The organism is Xanthomonas bromi (assembly GCF_900092025.1).
Classification (GTDB): Bacteria; Pseudomonadota; Gammaproteobacteria; order Xanthomonadales; family Xanthomonadaceae; genus Xanthomonas; species Xanthomonas bromi.
In genome coordinates this window covers 1-19,929 of record NZ_FLTX01000065.1, presented here as the reverse complement: position 1 = coordinate 19,929, position 19,929 = coordinate 1, and the positions used below count along the sequence as shown (strand labels likewise).

15 protein-coding genes and 3 pseudogenes are annotated in these 19,929 nt (G+C 63.9%); 12 read left to right on the top strand and 6 right to left on the bottom strand.

Annotated elements, in window-relative coordinates:
- Window positions 1-18: 18 nt before the first annotated feature.
- From XBLMG947_RS18135 to XBLMG947_RS18120, 4 genes are all read right to left on the bottom strand, one after another.
- Window positions 19-474 (bottom strand): hypothetical protein, encoded by a 456-nt coding sequence (locus tag XBLMG947_RS18135; protein ID WP_065469986.1) that lies wholly within the window; start codon window positions 472-474, stop codon window positions 19-21.
- A gap of 39 nt (window positions 475-513) precedes the next feature.
- Complete coding sequence (locus XBLMG947_RS18130) at window positions 514-1,140, bottom strand: NAD(P)/FAD-dependent oxidoreductase (RefSeq protein WP_065469985.1); 627 nt, start codon at window positions 1,138-1,140, stop codon at window positions 514-516.
- Window positions 1,137-2,498: an iron-containing redox enzyme family protein gene (locus XBLMG947_RS18125; RefSeq protein WP_065469984.1), complete on the bottom strand. Its 1,362-nt coding sequence runs from the start codon at window positions 2,496-2,498 to the stop codon at window positions 1,137-1,139. Before XBLMG947_RS18125 ends, XBLMG947_RS18130 begins: the two co-directional genes overlap by 4 nt.
- Window positions 2,499-2,762: 264 nt before the next feature.
- Window positions 2,763-3,152 (bottom strand): hypothetical protein, encoded by a 390-nt coding sequence (locus XBLMG947_RS18120; RefSeq protein WP_065469983.1) that lies wholly within the window; start codon window positions 3,150-3,152, stop codon window positions 2,763-2,765.
- Window positions 3,153-3,225: 73 nt separating this feature from the next.
- On the opposite strand from XBLMG947_RS18120, the pseudogene XBLMG947_RS18115 reads away from it, so the two are divergent.
- Window positions 3,226-3,957: pseudogene (locus XBLMG947_RS18115) on the top strand (glycoside hydrolase family 9 protein); the annotation flags it as partial.
- A 359-nt stretch (window positions 3,958-4,316) separates the two neighbouring features.
- Here the strand turns inward: XBLMG947_RS18115 and upp are convergent.
- A complete protein-coding gene (gene upp / locus XBLMG947_RS18110; RefSeq protein WP_065469982.1) occupies window positions 4,317-4,949 on the bottom strand; it encodes a uracil phosphoribosyltransferase in 633 nt (210 codons plus the stop codon).
- A gap of 151 nt (window positions 4,950-5,100) precedes the next feature.
- On the opposite strand from upp, the pseudogene XBLMG947_RS18105 reads away from it, so the two are divergent.
- The 4 genes and pseudogenes from XBLMG947_RS18105 (at window position 5,101) to XBLMG947_RS18090 (ending at window position 11,240) form a co-directional block, all read left to right on the top strand.
- Window positions 5,101-7,660: pseudogene (locus XBLMG947_RS18105) on the top strand (TonB-dependent receptor).
- 44 nt (window positions 7,661-7,704) lie between these two features.
- Window positions 7,705-8,778: a phytase gene (locus tag XBLMG947_RS18100; RefSeq protein WP_083993238.1), complete on the top strand. Its 1,074-nt coding sequence runs from the start codon at window positions 7,705-7,707 to the stop codon at window positions 8,776-8,778.
- Window positions 8,775-10,155, top strand: a pseudogene (locus XBLMG947_RS18095) (purple acid phosphatase family protein). The gene XBLMG947_RS18100 and the pseudogene XBLMG947_RS18095 overlap by 4 nt, the downstream one beginning before the upstream one ends.
- Before the next feature lie 377 nt (window positions 10,156-10,532).
- The gene (locus XBLMG947_RS18090; RefSeq protein ID WP_065469980.1) at window positions 10,533-11,240 is read left to right on the top strand and encodes a glycosyltransferase family 32 protein; all 708 of its coding nucleotides are present in this window, start codon (window positions 10,533-10,535) and stop codon (window positions 11,238-11,240) included.
- Window positions 11,241-11,593: 353 nt separating this feature from the next.
- On the opposite strand, the gene XBLMG947_RS18085 is transcribed toward XBLMG947_RS18090, so the two are convergent.
- Window positions 11,594-13,090 (bottom strand): aminotransferase class III-fold pyridoxal phosphate-dependent enzyme, encoded by a 1,497-nt coding sequence (locus tag XBLMG947_RS18085; RefSeq protein ID WP_065469979.1) that lies wholly within the window; start codon window positions 13,088-13,090, stop codon window positions 11,594-11,596.
- 120 nt (window positions 13,091-13,210) lie between these two features.
- Between XBLMG947_RS18085 and XBLMG947_RS18075 the strand changes: the two genes are divergently transcribed.
- From XBLMG947_RS18075 to XBLMG947_RS24075, 7 genes are all read left to right on the top strand, one after another.
- Window positions 13,211-13,642 carry an Lrp/AsnC family transcriptional regulator gene (locus XBLMG947_RS18075; protein WP_065469978.1) on the top strand — a complete coding sequence of 144 codons (432 nt, stop codon included), beginning with the start codon at window positions 13,211-13,213 and terminating at the stop codon, window positions 13,640-13,642.
- Window positions 13,643-13,790: 148 nt separating this feature from the next.
- Window positions 13,791-14,861, top strand: a complete 1,071-nt coding sequence (gene queA / locus XBLMG947_RS18070; RefSeq protein WP_065469977.1) for a tRNA preQ1(34) S-adenosylmethionine ribosyltransferase-isomerase QueA — start codon at window positions 13,791-13,793, stop codon at window positions 14,859-14,861.
- Window positions 14,862-14,942: 81 nt separating this feature from the next.
- Window positions 14,943-16,088, top strand: a complete 1,146-nt coding sequence (gene tgt, locus XBLMG947_RS18065) for a tRNA guanosine(34) transglycosylase Tgt (RefSeq protein WP_065469976.1) — start codon at window positions 14,943-14,945, stop codon at window positions 16,086-16,088.
- A gap of 131 nt (window positions 16,089-16,219) precedes the next feature.
- A complete protein-coding gene (gene yajC, locus XBLMG947_RS18060) occupies window positions 16,220-16,573 on the top strand; it encodes a preprotein translocase subunit YajC (protein ID WP_010372311.1) in 354 nt (117 codons plus the stop codon).
- A 189-nt stretch (window positions 16,574-16,762) separates the two neighbouring features.
- Window positions 16,763-18,607: a protein translocase subunit SecD gene (secD, locus tag XBLMG947_RS18055; protein ID WP_065469975.1), complete on the top strand. Its 1,845-nt coding sequence runs from the start codon at window positions 16,763-16,765 to the stop codon at window positions 18,605-18,607.
- Between the two features lie 59 nt (window positions 18,608-18,666).
- Entirely contained in the window at window positions 18,667-19,635 is a 969-nt protein-coding gene (gene secF / locus XBLMG947_RS18050) for a protein translocase subunit SecF (RefSeq protein ID WP_065469974.1), read from the top strand.
- 206 nt (window positions 19,636-19,841) lie between these two features.
- Window positions 19,842-19,929 (top strand): transposase (locus XBLMG947_RS24075; protein WP_343123840.1); only part of this gene is annotated, 88 nt, incomplete at its 3' end.

Genomic DNA, 19,929 nt, shown 5'->3' with positions numbered 1-19,929 from the left:
GGCGGCGGGGCGGTGGCTTCAGGCCACGGCTGCCAGGTCGAGCCGGGCTTGGCGACGTGCCCAGAACGCAGAGTCCGGCCAGCGGCGTTCGAGGTTGTAGAAATGATTGCGGTTGATCAGATACTCGGAAAAACGCGCCTGCACCGCAGTGGCGTAGTCATCGGACAGATCGGTATCGGTGGTCAGTGCGGTTGTGAGCGAGGTGGCGGCCAGGAGGCCGTCGCTGATTGCCTTGTGGATTCCTTGTGCGGCCAGCGGATCGAAACTGGCCGCGGCGTCGCCGACGGCCAGCCAGCGTGGCCCGGCAACGCGGTCCAGCATGAAGCTGGCGGCGACGCGTGCGCTCAGTTCGCCGGGCAGATAACGGCAGCCATCCAGTCGCTGAGCCAGATGCCGTGTTTTCACGGCCGCACGCAGCCAGCCGCCGTCATCGCCTAACCGATCGCGCTTGATCAGTTCCGCATCCGTGGCCACGGCGACAGCCACACGCACGTTGGGTAGCAGGGCCGCGTACTACCAGCCGTCCGCGCTGGCTTCCAGTAGCGTCGAGCGCGATGGCGATGCGGCGTGTGCCGCATCGAAGAATCCATACACCACGCTCAGGCGATCCAGCTCGCGTCGGCGTGCGCCGAGCCGTCGCGCCAGCGCCGACGCCTGACCGGTGGCATCGACGAGCGTGCGCACGCCCCGTGCGCCCAAGGACAGGCGCAGACAGAAGTCGCCGTTGGCCTCCTGTACGACACCGACCAGGCGCGCGTCCGATATGCCCGCAACGCCGGCAGCGTGTGCGTGACGGCGCAGAAAGCCGTCGAAGCGTGCGCGGTCGAGATGCCAGGCGGTGCCTTGGGGATTCAGGACGAAATCATTGAAGCCCAGGCGCGGGCTTCCCCACGCAGCGCAACTGCCGGGACAGGGGAGATGGCCATCGTCCAGGAACGCCTCCCACACCCCCAACTGCTGCAGCAGCAGCCGGGTGTCCGGCGGAATGGTTTCCCCGATCGCCACCGTGTTGGCCAATCCCCCATCGACCAGACATAGCCGCTCCACGCCAGCCCTGGCCAAGGCCAGGCCGCAACTCGCACCGGCCGGGCCCGCGCCCAGCACCACGACGTCGTAGCCAGGACTGCCGTGCGCGTTCAATGCACGTTGCCCATTCCGATGATGTGTCCATCCGGATGCCGGTCGCGCTTGGCCTTGGGGGTATGGAGTCGCAGCATGAACGGCACCTCGTCCAGCAACGGGCAGCCATCCAGCACCCAGCGATGGACGACATCGCGCAGCGATCCGCTAGTGGGCGGATCGGCAGGCATGCTGAAGATCGAGCCCATCGGTCCGGTGGGTGCGATCAATTCGCTGAGGAAACGGCTCGAGGCCGGGTCGCCGGGTTTGATCAACTCGTTTACCGGTGCGGACAACGCGGCCATCAGTGCGCGGGTCGGTCGTTCGAACCACCAGGCAAGGTTGTGGACCTCGCCTTCGGGGCTGGCCATGACGCTGGTGACGTGTCCGGACTTGCCGCGCTGGATCGGCCGCAGCTTGTCGATCAGTGCCGCCATCGCCCGTGCCGAGGACATCGGCGGGCCACGCGGTGGCGACGGCGGTGCAGTCAGGCTCAGCGTATAGGCGCTCCACAGGGCGATTTCGTCTTCGGTGAAGACCCGATACATCGGCCCGGTCTCGAAATCCATCAGCCCGCGCATGCGGCTGTTCTGCCAATCGCCAGGCGTGATCCAACCGTGGTCCTGCAACGCCTTGAGGAAGCCGGGCGGATCGGCGAACCACTCGTCGATGCGGCATGGGCCGACCATGTGCTTTTGATGATTGCGGCTGCCGTAGTTGGCCTTGCGCTTGATCATGTCCTGCATCTGCTGATGCAGGTCGGGTGTGCTGTTGACCAATGTCAGCAGGTCGTCGCCGAAGGTGCCGATCGGGCCGAAGGCGATAAAGCCGTTCCAGATCCGCCTCCAGGCGTGTTGCACTGCCTCTTCGCCACCGGCCAGACGCATGTTCTGCAGATACAGGCACACCGCATCTGCCGCGCGTTGGCCGTGGCCATTGACCGCGTTGTCGATGCCGATGTGCATGATGTAGAAGTGCGGATCCAGCCCCGTGTACAGCATGCTGTCGCGGGTTTGCTTGAGTTGCACGACCTCCCACTCGAGCATCAAGGTCATACCGATCAACTCGGGATAATAGTCCTCGGTGAATTCGGAGATGGCCAACTGGAAGGCCGGTACCGTGAAGGCGCTATCGAAAAAGTTCGGGTCGTAGGCAAATTCGCGTGCCTCGATCGGTGGCGGGTAATACCCGATGCTGTGGCAGAGATCGCGATAGATGTTGCAGTGGTTCATCGACACCACGCCATCGCCAAGTCCGTCCATGGACACCGAATAAAGCAGGGCGCGCACTTCGTCGATCGGGCCGGTGGTGCCGATATTGCGCAGCCAGGCGCCATCGATCAGATTGAATGGCGACCACTGGATTGTATACGTGCACATCGCCTCGTAGGTGGTGAACTGCCCATCGCCTTCCGGATCGAAATCCTCTGCCTCATCGACCAGCTCCTGGTAGATGAGTTCCAGTCGATTGCGGAACGCCTGCTCGGTGTAAGCAAAGAACCTCTGCGATTCCGGTGTCTGCGTGTGGTTGGAAAAATCTTCGGCCCAACGCAGCCATGCGTCGACATACGCACGCGCGGCGGGGCGGATTTCCGGATAGGCACCGACATTGAGCAGCTTGTGGAACAGCTCGCGTGGGTCCAGTCAGCGCGTCGGATCGGGGTCGAGGTTGGTGGCGTAATTGGGGAACGGTTCGACCGGCGTCAGCCCGGTGTCGCGCAACTGGCTGCCGACTTCCAGATACCACTGCAGGCTCCACGCTTGGGTGTTCTTGCTCTTGGGGCGATCGATCTGCGGCGCCTGCAGGATCGTGCCGATGCGGCTCCAGTTTTCCAGCATGTCCAGACGTACTTGATAGCGTCCCCAATTCTCTGCCAGCGGCGAATCGGTGCCGGTTCCACGCACCGACCAGCGTTGCGTCCCCAGGATCCAGCTATCCACCGGATCGTCGTCGGGCGCGCTGTCCGAGCCCCAACTCACATCTTCTGCGGCGTACACCGCGACCGGCCGCTGCGCAGGCCAGGACCAGAACACAGTGCGGTTGCCTGCAGGATTCGGCGAGGGCGGGTGGGTGGCGCAGGAGTTAGAGTCGGTGTGCCAGGGCAGCGTCAGCGACGTGCGCACCGGCGCTTACGGCGATGCGCATGTGGACGATGAATTCGCCTGGGCGGCGGCCGAGTTGTACATCGCCACGCGCGAGAATGGGTTTTACGACGCGATGATCGCGCGCAACGTGCCTGCTACGGTGCCATCGTGGGGCAATGTCGGTGCCCTGGCGTGGATGTCGTTGGCCGGGCACCGCGACCAGCTCACGCCGCATGCCGATCGCGCGCGGATCGCACGTGAGATCACCGGTCTGGCACAGCAGATTGCCGACACCTGGAAAGCGTCGTCGTGGCGTTTGGCGATGACCGACAACACTTTCCTGTGGGGCAGCAATGGAGGGGTGCTCGACCGCGCGGTGATGCTGATGCAGGGCTACCGGCTCACGCAGCAGCGGCAGTTTCTGGATGCGGCGCAATCGCAGCTGGACTACATCCTGGGCCGCAATCCGCTGGGACTATCCTTCGTCACCGGGATAGGCAAGCGCACGCCGATGCATATCCACCATCGCCCTTCCCAGGCCGATGGCATCCAAGCGCCGGTGCCGGGTTGGCTGGTCGGAGGCCCGCAGCCGGGGCAGCAGGATGTCAAGGAATGCAAAGTGCCGTACCCCTCGAAACTGCCGGCGCTGTCGTACCTGGACAACTTCTGCAGTTACTCCACCAACGAAGTGGCGATCAACTGGAATGCACCGCTGGTGTATGTGAGCGCGGCGATCGAGGCGTCGACGCACTGAGGCGAGGCATCCCTGATGCGGTTGCGTTCGTGTCCCATCGGCATAGTCGTCTCTGTACGGGAGGACAGTGGCGTTTAGCGCCGGATGGGGCGCTTCGGGCAATGCAGATGCCTGCTGTGACACACGCGTCGCTGCGCGCTTTCAGAAGTGACTCGTCGATTGCACCATAGGACGCACCCAATTCCGACGCAGTGTCACGGCCCAGGCTGGCGATTCAAGCGATCCATCGCGCGCGTGGCAATGTGAGGCAAACAATGCCGCGCGCGTGGGGCAATGCGCGAACGGGCGGTGTATCGAGCAGCTTGCGAACGCGCAGCGCATCGACCAGCGCGACTCTTTCCCGACCGATCTGCGTTGGCTCACTCCACCCGCGTACCAAAAATCCGATCGCCTGCATCGCCCAGGCCGGGCAGGATATAGCCCTTGTCGTTGAGGTGGTCGTCGATCGCCGCGGTGTAGACCTCAACGTCCGGGTGCACCGCTTCCAGCGCCTTCAGGCCTTCCGGTGCGGCGACCAGAAAGATGCCCTTGATGCGCCGGGCGCCGGCGCGCTTGAGCATGTCGATGGTGGCAATCAGGGTGCCGCCAGTGGCCAGCATCGGATCCAGGATCAGCGCATCGCGTTCTTCCAGACGGCCGGTGAGGCGTTCGAAGTAGGGCACCGGCTGCAGGGTTTCTTCATCGCGCTGCAGGCCGACCACGCTGACGCGTGCGGTCGGAATCAATGCCAGCACCCCGGGCAACATGCCCAGGCCGGCGCGCAGGATCGGCACCAGTGTGATCTTTGCGCCGGCGATGCGCTGCACCGTCACCGGGCCGGCCCAGCCCGGCTGGGTGTGCGATTCGGTGTCCAGGTTCGCGGTGGCCTCGTAGGCCAGCAGCGTGCCCAGTTCGGTGACCAGTTCACGGAAGCCCTTGGTGCTCAAGGCGGCATCGCGCAGCAAACCGATCTTGTGCTGGACGAGGGGGTGGCGGACTTCGACGATTTTCATGGGCAGCGACAGGCGGGAGATGAGCACAGTGTGCCGCAGCAGTGCAGTGTGTCGCCACACGTTGGGTGTGATCGCACAGACATATGTCATGTCAGTGAAATGTCGTAGACATAGCGTGCCCACCCATTCTTGACCGATTGGGGAAGCACCCGTGTTGAACAAGACTCCGCTTTGCCTGGCGATCACGCTGACGTTGGCTGCGGTCACGTTGAGCCCGCTGGCGCACGCGGCTGAGGGTGCGACGGCCGGCGGCATTGCCGGTGCTGCGGCGATCGACCTGGAACGGCTCGAAGTGCGCCCGCAATTGGAAGCGCAGGAGCGCGCGGTGGATCTCAAGCGCGCCTCCGATGCGATCCAGGACGCGGTCGCCTCCGATGCGGTGGGACGTTACCCGGACAAGAATGTTGCAGAATCCTTACAGCGCCTGCCGGGTGTCAGCGTCACCCGCGATCAGGGCGAAGGCCGCTTTGTTGTCATCCGCGGCCTGGATGCGTCGCTCAACAGCGTCACCATCGACGGCATGACCATGGGCACGCCGGAAGACGGCACGCGCTCGGCGCCGCTGGACGTGATTCCGTCCGATTCCACCGAGCGTCTGAAGGTGGTCAAGTCGCCGACCCCGGACATGCCCGGCGATTCCATCGGAGGTGCGATCCAGGTGGAATCCACCTCTGCTTTCGACCGCGATGGGCGCACGTTGCGCGGCTCCATCGAAGCCAGTCACCAATCGCTGTCCGGCAAGACCAGCCCGAAGGGTGCGTTCAACTACAGCGACATTTTCGACGGCACCTTCGGTGTGGCGGTGGGTGTGAACTACCAGGACCGCGAATTCGAATCCGACAACACCGAAGTGGCCTACGACAGCTTTGACGGTGGCGCGAACGACGATCTGTTCGCCGGCGAAGTGCAACGCCGCAAATATTTCATCGAACGCACCCGCATGGGCGCCAACCTCAATCTGGACTGGCGCCCGGACGCGGACAATCGCTACTACCTGCGCTCGTTGTACAGCCGTTTCGACGATGCCGAAACACGTCAGCGCACCGTCTTCGGGCTGGCCGACGGGCAGGTCAGCGCCAACGGCGACGGCACCTACAACGTGGCCGACCTGCCGGCGGACAGCATTTCCAAGCGCGTGCGCTACCGCACCAAGAAGGAAGACAACACCGCAATCAGTTTCGGCGGCGAAAACCGCCTGAGCAGCGCCACGCTGGACTACAAGCTGGGCTACACCAAGACCACCGAGCGCGTGAACGACGAGATGGAGGCCTACTTCGACGATGACGGCGACGATCTGGCCGCCACGGTGGACCAGCGCAGCGGCATTCCGCGCCTGGGGTTTTCCGATAACGGCTGGCAGAGCAACCGGGACTTCGTGTGCGACCGCTTCGTGTTGTCGCCCAAGACGGTGGATGACAGCGAGCACAGCGCGCAGATCAATGTGCGCTTCGACGGCGAAACATTCCAGCCTGAAGATGGGCGTGCTCGGCCGCTGGCGCGAGCGCGATGTGGACGTCAACGAACAGGAATTGCGGCGTGGCACGGCGATCGATCTGAGCAGCTGGACCACCGCCGCACCGGAGCACCGTGGCGGCACGCTGGGCGAAAGCATCGGCTCGGACGGTATGCGCCGCTACTGGCGTGCGTCGGGTGGTCTGTACAGCGCCCGTCCGCAGGATGTGGGCGGCAACCAGCAGGTCTCGCTGCAGGACGACTACACCGCAACCGAAGACGTCTTCGCCACCTATGCGATGGGCACCTGGGATATCGGTGCGCTGCGCATGATTGCCGGCGTCCGCGTGGAGAACACCCAGTTCAACGCCACAGGCAACCAGGTGGACGTTGCCGAAAACGGCCGCACTGCCACGGTGACGCTGCGCGAGGCCTCCAGCAGCTACACCAACGTGCTGCCTGGCCTGCACCTGCGCTACGACAGCGGCAACGATTGGGTGTTGCGGTTTGCAGCCAACAAGACCTTTTCGCGCCCGTCGTTCGGCGATGTGTCGCCGCGCGTGAGCATCAACCGCGGCGATGAAGACGTGAGCATCGGCAACCCGGACCTCAACCCGTATCGCTCCACCAATCTGGATCTGTCGTTCGAAAAATACATCGGCAGCACCGGCCTGGTGTCGCTGGGCGTGTTTAACAAGTCGATCGACGATTACATCGTGCAGACCATCAGCACCACCGATGCCGAATTTCCTGGCCTGCAGGTGATGCGTTCGATCAATGGCGACACCGCCAAGGTGCGCGGCGCCGAGTTCAACTGGCAGCAGACGCTGGACTTCCTGCCCGAAGGCTGGAACGGCTTGTTGGTCGGTGCCAGCGCCACCGCCCTGGACAGCGACTTCGACCCGGGCCTGAGCAATCGCGCCGGCGACGACTTCATGCTGCCGCGCTCCTCCACACGCATCTACAGCGGCCATCTGGGCTATGAAAAGTATGGCTTCAGTGCGCGCGTGGCAGCGGTGTATCGCAGCGAATATCTGGACACCATCGGGCAAAGCCGCGCGTACGATATCTACGTCGCCCCGCACACGCAGCTGGATGTCAGCATGAATTATCAGTTCAACAGCCACGTGAGCCTGTATCTGGAAGCGCAGAACTTGCTGGATGAGCCATTGGAGCTGTACCAGGGCGTGCCCTCGCGCACCCTGCAAAATGAAGAGTACGGTCGCACCTACGCGCTCGGCCTGAAGGTGGCGCTGTGAGTGCAGCGCGCAGCCTGCTGCAGACAACGGTGCTGGCCGCCGCCATGGCGTTGGCCGGTTGCGCCAGCGCTCCGGCCGGCTGCGAAGCCGACGAAGCGCTGCTGAAAGATCCGTTGCTGAGCGAAGCCAAGGTCGCGCACGTAGTGGTGCCGGAGGCCTTCATCACTGCGCTGACGCCATCGGACAATCTGGATTCGCCGGCCAGCTGGATGGCGCCGGATGGTCGCCGTTGGGTGATCGCCACGGCCAAGGGCACGCATGCGCTGGTGGTGTTCGACGGCGCCAGCGGCACGCGTCTGCGTGTGGTTGGCGGCAAGGGAAAGGCACTGGGCAAACTCGACCGCCCGAACGGCATCTCGGTGGTCGATGACCTGGTGTTCGTCGTGGAGCGCGATAATCGCCGCGTGCAAGTGTTTTCGTTGCCGGATTTCAAACCCTTGACCGCCTTCGGCCAGGATGCGTTGCGCGAGCCATATGGCCTGTGGGTGCGCAAGCACGATGGCGGCTACGAGGTGGTGGTCAGCGACAACTACATGTCGCCCACCAACAAGGATCTGCCGCCGCCACTGGCCGAACTTGGCCAGCGCTTCCGGCGCTATCAGGTCAATGCGGCAGGGCAGGGCTGGCAAGCGCGCCTGACCCAAAGTTTTGGCGATACGACAGAGGCGGGTGCAGTGCGGATTGCCGAATCGGTGTTCGGCGATGAAGCCAATGCGCGCCTGATGATTGCCGAAGAAGACGTAGCGGTTGGCACGCAATTGCGCGACTACGGCATGGACGGGCGCTATCGCGGCCACGATGTCGGCACGGGGGTGTTCAAGGCGCAGGCCGAAGGCATCACCTTGTTTGCGTGCAGCGACGGCAGCGGCTATTGGATCGCTACCGATCAGTTCAAGGACCGCAGCGTGTTCCAGGTGTTCGACCGCAAGACGCTGACGCATGTCGGCGCTTTCGCCGGCCGGGTCACCGCCAACACCGATGGCGTGTGGCTGGATCAACGCGGCGATGCGCGCTTCCCGGGTGGCGTGTTCTATGCATTGCATGACGACCAGGCGGTGGCCGCATTCGATTGGCGCGATATCGTGCGCACCTTGCGTTTGAAAGAGTGCACTCCATGACGGCTGCGCGTGCATCGGTCTACGCGTTGCTGGCATTGATCGTCACAGTGAGCATTTCCGCATCTGCGGCCGAACGTGCTGCCGAACCGAACACGCAGGTGCCGGTGGGCTCTTTCCATTACGTTGCCGACGGCTTCCCGGACCGCATCGTCGCCACGCCGGCGCAGGACGCCGCCAATGGGTTTGCCGTTGCGTGGCGCACCGATGCCAGTGTCAACCAACCCTGGCTGGAGCTGGTGATTGCCGGCGATTCCCCTGATGTGCGCGCGCCGCGTCGCATTCGCGCGAGTACCGCAACGCTGGCCAGCGAGAACGCCAGCTCGCATCACCATCGCGCCGATGTGAATGGACTGCAGCCGGACACGCTGTATGCCTACCGCGTGCAGGGGCAGGGCACCTGGGGCGCGTGGAATCATTTCCGCACCGCTGCCACAGCCGCCACGCCTCTGACGCTGCTGTATTTCGTTGATACCCAGAACAAGAACCTCAATCTGGTCTCGCGGGTGATCCGTCAGGCCTGGCGCTCGGCGCCGGATGCGCGTCTTGCGCTGTTCGCCGACGATCTGGGTCAGCGGCAAGGACGGCCAGGACGATAACGAATGGGCCGAGTGGTTCGAGGCCGGGCGCTGGTTGTTGGAAGGCACTGCAGTGGCGCCCGCACCGGGCAATCACGAATATCACGAAGAAGGCGAAGACACTGCGCAAGCAACCCGCGTGCTCGGCAGCCATTGGCCGGTGACCTTTGCGTTGCCGCGCAACGGACCGTCGCTCACCGCGCGCACCAGCTACTGGTTCGACTATCAAGGCGTGCGCATTGCCGTGCTCGACGGCACCTCGGCACTGGATCTGGGCACCGGTCCGGCGCAGGCGCAGTGGCTGGACAAGGTCCTGGCCGACAATCCGCATCCCTGGTCGATCGTGCTGATCCATCAACCTTTCTTTTCGCCGCGTGCCGACCGCGAAAACGAAAAACTGGTCGAACAGGTGCTGCCGGTGATCCGCCGCAACAAGGTGGACCTGGTGCTGCAGGGCCACGACCATACCTATGGCCGGCGCGGCGATGAAGCCGGCCAGGCGACGCCGGTATTCGTGGTGTCTGTGGCCGGGCCCAAGCAGTACCGGCTCTCGGACATGGCGCGCACCAACATGCGTCCGGTGGGCGAAGACACGCAGATCTACCAGGTGCTGCGTCTCGACAACCAACATCTGGTTTACGAATCGCGCACTGCGACAGGCCGGCTGTATGACGCGTTCGAACTGCAGCGCGACAGCCACGGCTGCAAACGTTTGATCGAGCGCGAAGCCGGACGCATCGCGCCGCGCAATTGTCCGCGCAGCGCCACGCTCAAGGGGCGTGCGGATCGGTGTTGGGAATGAGTGGGCGCAGATAAGCAGTTGCAGGGCGATACTGTGCGGCCGGCGCCAGCAGTGCGCGAAGCATCCAGGTGTTGCATGCACACGGTTCTGTGTCCTCCGCTGCCATTTATGCTCGACGCTCGCAACAGACGCTTTTGAATATGACAATACGGCGATGGGTTTAATCGGGATTTCGACCGCATTTACGCGGCGTTTCAAAACTTCGCATGCACATAGATTATTTCTATAGGTGTGCGTTCGATCATCATGTAGTGCGATTTATGTCAGTTCGATAGTGCGACTACGTTGGGAGCGGCCAAGCCAACAACCGGGTAGTCGAATTGATGCGGCGCTGCGGTAGAGGCTCTGGTCTCCCCAGTCCCCCCGAGTCGCCCACCATGATCCCCCAATTGATTCACCTGACCGCACCCACCAAGCAGCTGCTGTGGGAAGAGCGCCGGATTTGTGATCGCTTGCAGCGCCTATTGCCTGGATGGACCTGTTACGTCTGGGACGATGCCGATAATTCGGAACTGATGCGGCGTGCGTTCCCTGAATTTGCCAGGCGCTATGAGCAGATCCGCTTCGGCGTGATGAAAGCGGACATTGCACGCTGCGCATACATGCACGCACACGGCGGCTTCTACTTCGACACCGACTACAAGCTGCTGCGGCCACTGGATGCGCAGATCCTCTTGCAGCACTGCGTTCTGCCCGTCGAGGAAGGTGCGCCGGGCCATGAAGACTTCAAAATCGGCAACGCCGTGTTCGGTTCCGAACCAGGGCATCCGTTCTGGCGCGCGTTCATCGAGCACATCTTTACCGCGCATGCACCGGAAACGCTGCAAGACCATCGCGAGATTCCGATGATTTCCGGCCCACGTGGTCTGACGCGTTTCTACAACGCATGCGGCGGGCAGTTCGCCGGCATCCTGTTTCCGCCGCGCGACGCCTTCCACCCGGATCGCACCTGGTTCGGGCTCGGTCACCGGGGGGGCAAGATCGCGGTGGGCTCGCACCTGTGCTGGGCATCGTGGCGCGGCAAGTCGCCGCGGCGTGCGCTGACCAATTACCTGCGCCGCAAGTTGACCGCTGTGCCGATTTGATTGGCGGTGTTCGCGGTCATAGGGCATGCGACCTGGGACAGGACCGCTCAGGTCGAATCTGACTTCATGGTATTCGCCTGCATTCTGCCGGCGATTTATGCAAGCGAAAGCTTGCAGGTTCGATCGGCTTCGCATTGCGTGTTGCAGTTGTGACGCGGAGTCAGCCCGGCGATGTCAGCGGCGCAGTCGCTGGTGGCGTGCGCTATCCCGGTTGGACGCAACCGACGCCTTGCAACACTGGCGCCGGCGCCGGTCAAAGCGTCAAACCACACCGCATGTGGCGGATGGAAGATCCACCCGCCACTCAGACGGCGTACCGAAGGCGTCTGCGCCGGTGTGCCGTCAGGAGCGAATCATGCGGCCTCGGCCTGCACCTGACGTGGGCCTTCCTTGAGCGCGCGCGCGATCAGGCCGACCAGCAGATCGAGCTCGTCTTCATCCATCGCAAAGTGCGGGGTGAAACGCAGCGAATTCTCGCCGCCGTGGATCACGTTGACGCCACGATGGCGCAACCACTCTTCGGTCGAGCCGGTGCCGTAGCATTTGAATTGCGGCGCCAATTCGCAGGAGAACAGCAGGCCGGTGCCTTGCACCTTGGTGATCAAGCCGCCGAGTTCGGCCTGCAGCGCTTCCAGCTTGGCAATGGCCTGTGCACCGCGGATGCGGATGTTGTCGCGCACCTGCGGCGTGAACAGCGCCAGCGTGGCGCAGGCCACATCGAGCGCACGCGGATTGGTGGTCATGGTGTTGCCGTAGGTCCCCTTGCGATACACCTGCGCGGCGTGTTCGGTCACCGCCAGCACCGACAGCGGGTACTGCGCAGCGTTGAGTGCCTTGGAGTAGGTTTCCAGATCCGGCGGATCGAGCTGCTCGAACCCCGGGTAATCCACCACCGACAGCACGCCATGCGCACGCAGCCCGGCCTGGATGGAATCGACCAACAGCAGGCTGCCATGGGTGCGGGTGAGCGCGCGCGCGGCAGCATAGAACTCGGCCGGCAGTGCACGGCCCGGGTCGCCTTCGCCCATCACCGGCTCCAGGAACACCGCTTCGATAAACCAGTGATTGTGCGCGGCCTCGTCGAAGGTGCGTTGCAGCGCGGCCACGTCGTAGGGCGCAATCGCGATGACCGAATCCTCGTCACGATAGCTGGCCAGATACTTGGTGTAGGTATTGCGGCTGGAATCGGAATACAGGCCAGGGCGATCAGTACGGCCATGGAAGCTGCCCTTGACCACCACACGCTTGATGGTGGCACCGGTATGCCGCGCGCCTGGGTCGGTGTGCAGCTTGGCGTTGGTGTCGACGATACGCGCGGCCAGGCCCACCGCCTCGGACCCGGAGTTGAGACACATGAAGCGTGCGAACGGACAGCCGCCGCGGCTGTGGCCGATTTCGGCGCGCAGGGCACGGTCGAGCCGGCGCTGCGCCAGACTGGGCGTCATCACATTGGCCATCACCTGCGGGCGCGCCATGGCGTCGAGCACCGCCGCCGGCGTATGGCCGAAGCCGAGCATGCCGTAGCCGCCGGCGTCGTACAGCACCGCACCCTTGAGCGTAACCACCCACGGCCCGCGTGCGGCCAGCGCCACGTACGGGGTCACCGCATCGTCGGCATAGAAATTGATGAAACCTTCCTGCACCGCGCCGATCTGGGCGTCTTCGTCCAGATCCAGCAGGTCGGCGGCGTCATCGCGCACCAGTGCGTACTCGGCCGCCGCCGCCGCGATGGCATGCTGCAGATCGGGATGGTTTGCGGCCAGGCGCGCGATGGTCGCGTCGTCCAGGCCATCGGTCAGGCGGCGGCCGGCGTGGGCACGCAGCGGGGCGAGCGGGGCGAGGACGGACATGGCGCATCTCCTTCAAGGTGGCAATCCCTTCCTATTATCGGCAGAAGATCGGCGTTTTGAAGCGTGTATTTGGGCGGGAAGTGCGATATTTTCGGCGAATCGCCGAAACGAATGCGCAGAGTGAAGATTACCCCCTCCGACGAACGCCTGTTATCGCTGCTGCGCGAGGACGCGCGCGCCTCCACTGCCCAGATCGCACGCCGGCTCGGGCTATCGCGCACCACTGTGCAAAGCCGCATCGACAAGCTCGAACGCGATGGCGTCATCAGTGGCTACACCGTGCGCACGCATGACGACTACGACCAGGGCCGCATCCGCGCGCACATCCTGATCACCGTGCTGCCCAAAAAGATGCCCGCCGTGGTCAAGGCGCTGCGCGATATCCCGGAAGTGCGCCTGCTGCACTCGGTCAGCGGCGCCTACGACCTGATCGCCCTGGGCGTGGTCGGCGGTGTCAACGAGATGGACGTGCTCACCGACGCCATCGGCGCCATCGACGGGGTGGAGCGCACCACGACGTCGATCATTTTGTCGACGAAGTTCGAGCGGTGAATGGGGAATCGGGAATCGTAAGAGCGGTGAGTCGGCGTCGGAATGGGGGATGGTGAAGCGCTGGCGCTGTTGCGATTCCCCATTCCCGACTCTCCATTCCCGGCCGCAGTTACAATGCCCGGCTCATCAGCCAACCCAGCCTGCGGCCTTGAAGAAGTCCGATTTCCATTACGACCTCCCCGACGAACTGATCGCCCAGGTGCCGCTGGCCGAGCGCGCGGCGAGCCGGCTGCTGGTGGTGCCGCCGTCGCCGCAGGCGCTGGCCGACCGGCAGGTGCGCGATCTGCCCGAGCTGTTGCAGCCTGGCGATTTGCTGATCTTCAACGACACGCGTGTCATTCCGGCGCGCTTGTTCGGGCAGAAAGCCAGTGGCGGGCGGGTGGAAATCCTGATCGAGCGCCTGCTCGGCGAGCGCGAGGCGCGGGTGCAGATCGGTGCCAGCAAGTCGCCCAAGGCCGGCAGTCTGATTGCGCTCGATGCCGGTGGTCAGGCCGAGGTGCTGGGCCGCGATGGCGAGTTCTATCTGCTGCGTTTCGAGATCCCGACCCCGCTGGAGCACTGGCTGCTGGAGGCGGGCCGCCTGCCGCTGCCGCCCTATATCCGGCGTGAGCCGGGCATCGAAGACCGCGAGCGCTATCAAACCGTGTTCGCGCGCGAAGTCGGCGCGGTCGCCGCGCCCACCGCCGGCCTGCATTTCGACGAGCCGCTGCTGGCCCGGTTGCGCGAGCGTGGCGTGGAGTTCGGCCATGTCACCTTGCACGTGGGCGCGGGTACGTTCCAGCCGGTGCGCGTGGACAAGCTCGACCAGCACGTGATGCATAAAGAATGGCTCAACGTCGGTGCGGCGCTGGTGGAACAGGTACGCCGCGCCCGCGCCCGCGGCGGCCGCGTGATCGCGGTGGGCACGACGGTGGTGCGCTCGCTGGAAAGCGCCTGGCGCACCACCGACGCCGCGCCCGAAGGCGAACTGCAGCCATTCGCCGGCGAAACCCAGATCTTCATCCTGCCCGGCTACCGCATCCGCAGCGTCGATGCGATGGTCACCAACTTCCATCTGCCCGAAAGCACCTTGATGATGATGGTCTCGGCCTTCGCGGGTCGCGAGCGTATTTTTGAGGCCTACCAGCACGCCATCGCGCAGCGCTATCGCTTCTTTTCGTATGGCGATGCGATGCTGCTGTGGGGCAGGGAATGGGGAATCGGGAGTGGGGAATCGTAAGGCGGCATCTGCCGAACGATCAGCCACCTGCCAACCGCTTTTCCCATTCCCGATTCCCGACTCCCCATTCCCGGCCTTTCAATGTCCCGACTCCAGTTCCAGCTTCAAGCCACCGACGGGCATGCCCGGCGTGGGCGCCTGACCTTTCCGCGCGGCACGGTCGAGACCCCGGCGTTCATGCCGGTGGGCACCTATGGTTCGGTCAAGGGCATCCTGCCCGAGCAGATCCGCGCACTGGGTGCGGAGATCATCCTGGGCAATACCTTCCATCTGTATCTGCGCCCGGGTCTGGAGGTGATCGGCGACCACGGTGGGTTGCACGGGTTTGCGCGCTGGGATGGGCCGATCCTCACCGATTCGGGCGGGTTTCAGGTGTTTTCGCTCGCGCATCGCCGCAAGATCACCGAACAGGGCGTGACCTTTTCCTCGCCCACCGACGGCGCGCGGGTGTTTCTGGGGCCGGAAGAGAGCATGAAAATTCAAAAAGTGCTCGATTCGGACATCGTGATGATCTTCGACGAGTGCACGCCATACCCGGCTACCGAAGAGGTGGCGCGGCGCTCGATGGAGCTGAGCCTGCGCTGGGCGCAGCGCTCGCGCGATGCGCACGACGGCCTGGACAACGACGCGGCACTGTTCGGCATCGTGCAGGGCGGGGTGCATCCGGACCTGCGCAGCCGCTCGCTGGAGGGCCTGCAAGGCATCGGCTTCGACGGCTACGCGATCGGCGGGCTGGCGGTGGGCGAGCCCGAGCACGAGCGCAACGCCATGCTCGAACACCTGCATCCACGCCTGCCGGCCGAGCGCCCGCGCTACCTGATGGGCGTCGGCCGCCCGGAGGATCTGGTCGAAGGCGTGGCACGTGGCGTGGACATGTTCGACTGCGTCATGCCCACCCGCAACGCCCGCAACGGCCACTATTTCACCTCGTTCGGCACCGTGCGCATCCGCAACGCCAAGTACGAGCGCGACCTGGACACCATCGAGCCGGGCTGCGGTTGCCACGCTTGTAGCAGCGGCTACACACGCTCCTATCTGCGCCATCTGGACCGCTGCAACGAAATGCTGGCGCCGATGCTGGGCACCTTGCACAACCTCTGGTACTACGAAAAACTGATGGCCGATATGCGCGCGGCGATCGCGTCGGGAACCTTTGTGCAGTTCCGGCGGTCCTTCTATGCGGCACGCGGCGCCACCACGCCGCCGTTGCCGGGGGAAACCAGCTGAGACCGGCCTTCCGCGCCCTGACCCGGACGGCGTGGAACCTGCGTGGCATAATTCCCGGCTGTTCCGCTCCGGCGGTACCTGAATAGCGAGCGCGCCCACGGGCACGCTGGCACCAAACTAGGATGCATTGAATGAATTTGCTCGATTTCCTGATCCCCGTCGCTCAGGCGCAAGCCACTGGCGCCGCGCCGGCACCCGGCCCGCTGGGTGGTCTGTCCACCTTCGCGCTGCCGGTCATCCTGATTGCGGTCATGTACTTCCTGATGATCCGCCCGCAGATGAAGCGTCAGAAAGAGCACAAGTCGCTGCTGGACAAGCTGGCGCGCGGCGATGAAGTCATCACCTCCGGCGGCGTGGCCGGCGTGATCACCGACATCGGCGACAACTTCATCAGCGTGGAAGTGGCCGACAACGTGCGCATTCGTGTGCAGAAGAGCGCCGTGGGCCATGTGCTGCCGAAGGGCACGCTGAAGTCGGCCAGCTAAGTACCTCTTTCAGAACGACGGCGCCGCTCAGGTAGGCGCCGTCGGCACGTGGAGCCGGATGCTGTCACTCACCGGTTCTGCTGTACCGCCGTATCCATCCGAAGACCGCTGGCGACGCTGTATCGGCCGCCTGACGTCGTTCTCACTGCTAGGCGCGTCGCCGGGATGGTGTCGCGCAGGACTGTCGCAATGCTCGAATTTCCTCGCTGGAAGTACTTCCTGATCCTGCTGGTGCTGGCGGTCAGCGCGCTGTACGCGCTGCCCAACATCTATCAGAAGGACCCGTCCGTGCAGATCACCGCCAGCCGCGGTGCTCAGCTCGACGACGCGTTGCGCAGTCGCATCGACGCCGACCTCAAGGCTGCCGGCATCACGCCCAAGGCCGTCACCAAGGAAGGCGAGAGCCTGATGGTGCGCTTGCCCTCGCTGCAGGCCCAGACCCGCGCCAACGACGTGTTGCGGCAGCAGCTGGGCGAGAACTACACGGTGGCGCTGAACCTGGCCTCCACCGTGCCGGACTGGCTGGCCAAGCTGGGCGGCCGGCCGATGGTGCTGGGTCTGGACCTGGTGGGCGGCGTGCACTTCGCCATGCAGGTCGACCAGAAGGCCGCGCTGGAAAAGCGGCTGGAAGGTTTTGCCGAAGACATTCGCACCACCTTGCGCGATGCCCGCATCGCCTATCGCTCGGTGGAGCGTCGCGGTGACGACAGCATCCAGGTCAGCCTGGGCGAGGGCGCCAGTGCCGATGCCGCGCGCGTGGCGCTGGCCAAGGCGCAGCCGACCCTGACCTACGACGTCAGCGGCCAGAATATCGCCGTCAAGGTGCCCGACGCCGAGCTCAAGCAGATCGCCAGTGGCGCGATCGAGCAGAACCTCACCACCTTGCGCAACCGCGTCAATGCACTGGGCGTGTCCGAGCCGACCATCCAGCGCCAGGGCGAAGACCGCATCGTGGTCGAACTGCCCGGCTTGCAAGACACCGCCGAGGCCAAGCGCCTGATCGGCGCCACCGCCTCGCTGGAATTCCGCGCGGTGGTCGACGGCAACGCCGAAGACGCCGTGCGTAGCGGCAATATCCCGCCGGAGGCCAAGGTCTACCGCGTGCGCGATACCGGCGCGCCGTTACTGCTCAACAAGCGCGCGCTGGTGACCGGCGACCAGATGGTCAGCGCATCGGTCAGCAATGACCAGAACGGCATGCCCGCAGTTGCGGTGACGCTCAACAACGTCGCCGGCCAGCGCATGTTCGACTACACCAGCGCCAACGTCGGCAAGCTGATGTCGGTGGTCTACATCGAGCGCATCCCCACCGTGACCATGGTCGACGGCAAGGAAGTGCGTAGCGTGCGGGTCAAGGAAGAAGCATTGCCTGCCACCCGCATCGCCGGGGTGTTCGGCAAGAACTTCCAGACCACCGGTCTGGAAAAGACAGAAGCCGAAAATCTGGCCAAGCTGCTGAAGTCCGGCTCGCTGGCCGCGCCGATGGACTTCGTCGAGGAATACGTGATCGGCCCGAGCCTGGGTGCGGAGAACGTGGAGCGCGGCGTCACCGCGGTGGTCTACTCGTTCCTGTTCACCCTGGTGTTCTTCACCATCTACTACCGCGTGTTCGGCGCGATCACTTCGGTGGCATTGCTGTTCAACCTGCTGATCGTGGTGGCGGTGATGTCGCTGTTCGGTGCCACCATGACGCTGCCGGGCTTTGCGGGCCTTGCCTTGTCGGTAGGTTTGTCGGTGGACGCCAACGTGCTGATCAACGAGCGTATCCGCGAAGAGTTGCGTCTGGGCGTGCCGGCCAAATCGGCGATTGCGGCCGGTTACGAAAAGGCCGGCGGCACCATTCTCGACGCCAACCTTACTGGCTTGATCGTGGCGATTGCCTTGTATGCCTTCGGTACTGGCCCGCTGAGGGGCTTCGCGCTGACCATGATGATCGGTATTTTCGCTTCGATGTTCACCGCGATTACGGTCTCGCGTGCGCTGGCGGTGCTGATCTACGGCAACCGCAAGAAGCTGAAGTCTGTTGCCATTTAATGCGAGTCCCTCGCAGGAGCCCGCACATCCATGTGCGGACTTTTTAGGAAGATCTTTCAATGAAAATTTTTCCGCTTCACCTGATTCCCAACGACACCAAGATCGATTTCATGCGCCTGCGCAAGCCGGTGCTGGTGCTGATGCTGGTGATCGCCGTTGCCTCGATCGGCGTCATCGTCGGCAAGGGTTTCAACTACGCGCTGGAATTCACCGGCGGCACGCTGGTGCAGACCTCGTTCCAGAAGACCGTGGACGTGGATCAAGTGCGCGAAAAGTTGTCCAAGGCCGGCTTCGAAAACGCCCAGGTGCAGAACGCCCGTGGCGGCAATGACGTCATGATCCGCCTGCAGCCGCATGGCCAGAACAATAATCGCGACGATGCCGCGCGCACCGTCGCAGAAGACGTGCGCAAGGCAGTGACCAGCGAGGAGAATCCGGCCACTGTGCAGCCTGGTGAATTCGTCGGCCCGCAGGTCGGTAAGGATCTGGCCTTGAACGGCGTGTATGCCACGGTGTTCATGCTGGTGGGCTTTTTGATCTACATCGCGTTCCGCTTCGAGTGGAAGTTCGCGGTGGTCGCCAGCCTGACCGCATTGTTCGATTTGCTGGTCACCGTGGCCTTCGTGTCGCTGACCGGCCGCGAGTTCGACTTGACCGTGCTGGCCGGCCTGCTGTCGGTGATGGGCTTTGCGATCAACGACATCATCGTGGTGTTCGACCGTGTACGTGAAAACTTCCGCGCCTTGCGCGTGGAACCGCTGGAAGTGCTCAACCGTTCGATCAACCAGACGCTGTCGCGCACGGTGATCACCGCGGTGATGTTCTTCCTGTCGGCCTTGGCGCTGTACATCTACGGCGGCGAGTCGATGGAAGGCTTGGCCGAAACGCACATGATTGGCGCGGTGATCGTGGTGATCTCCTCGGTGATCGTGGCCGTGCCGATGCTGAGCATCGGGCCGTTTGCGGTGACCAAGCAGGATCTGCTGCCCAAGGCCAAGGATGTGGAGGCGCTGGCGCGTCGTCCTTGATCGGTTGGTAAATGGTCTGACGAAAGAACCGCGCATTGCGCGGTTTTTTCGTTTCTGGCGTTGGACGCTGAGGGTTCGCGGTGGTGCACAGTGACGCGGCCACTCAGGAGTTGAACAACTAGCCTCGTTGTCGTTGGGTAATCCCTCCCACAGGTTAGCTGACGGCAGAAGTGGAATTTTCTCGTACCCTTTTCTGAGGAGGTTCCATGAAGACATCCCGTTTCACCGACAGCCAGATCATCGCCGTCCTCAAACAGGCCGAGGCCGGCACGTCAGTGCCGGAGTTGTGCCAGG

Coding starts and splice junctions, on each gene's coding strand:
- XBLMG947_RS18125 (WP_065469984.1), bottom strand. CDS start 2,498: ATGTGCACGTATACAATCCAGTGGTCGCCATTCAATCTGATCGATGGC.
- upp (WP_065469982.1), bottom strand. CDS start 4,949: ATGAAAATCGTCGAAGTCCGCCACCCCCTCGTCCAGCACAAGATCGGT.
- XBLMG947_RS18100 (WP_083993238.1), top strand. CDS start 7,705: ATGGCGTTGGCCGGTTGCGCCAGCGCTCCGGCCGGCTGCGAAGCCGAC.
- XBLMG947_RS18090 (WP_065469980.1), top strand. CDS start 10,533: ATGATCCCCCAATTGATTCACCTGACCGCACCCACCAAGCAGCTGCTG.
- XBLMG947_RS18085 (WP_065469979.1), bottom strand. CDS start 13,090: ATGTCCGTCCTCGCCCCGCTCGCCCCGCTGCGTGCCCACGCCGGCCGC.
- tgt (WP_065469976.1), top strand. CDS start 14,943: ATGTCCCGACTCCAGTTCCAGCTTCAAGCCACCGACGGGCATGCCCGG.
- yajC (WP_010372311.1), top strand. CDS start 16,220: ATGAATTTGCTCGATTTCCTGATCCCCGTCGCTCAGGCGCAAGCCACT.
- secD (WP_065469975.1), top strand. CDS start 16,763: ATGCTCGAATTTCCTCGCTGGAAGTACTTCCTGATCCTGCTGGTGCTG.
- secF (WP_065469974.1), top strand. CDS start 18,667: ATGAAAATTTTTCCGCTTCACCTGATTCCCAACGACACCAAGATCGAT.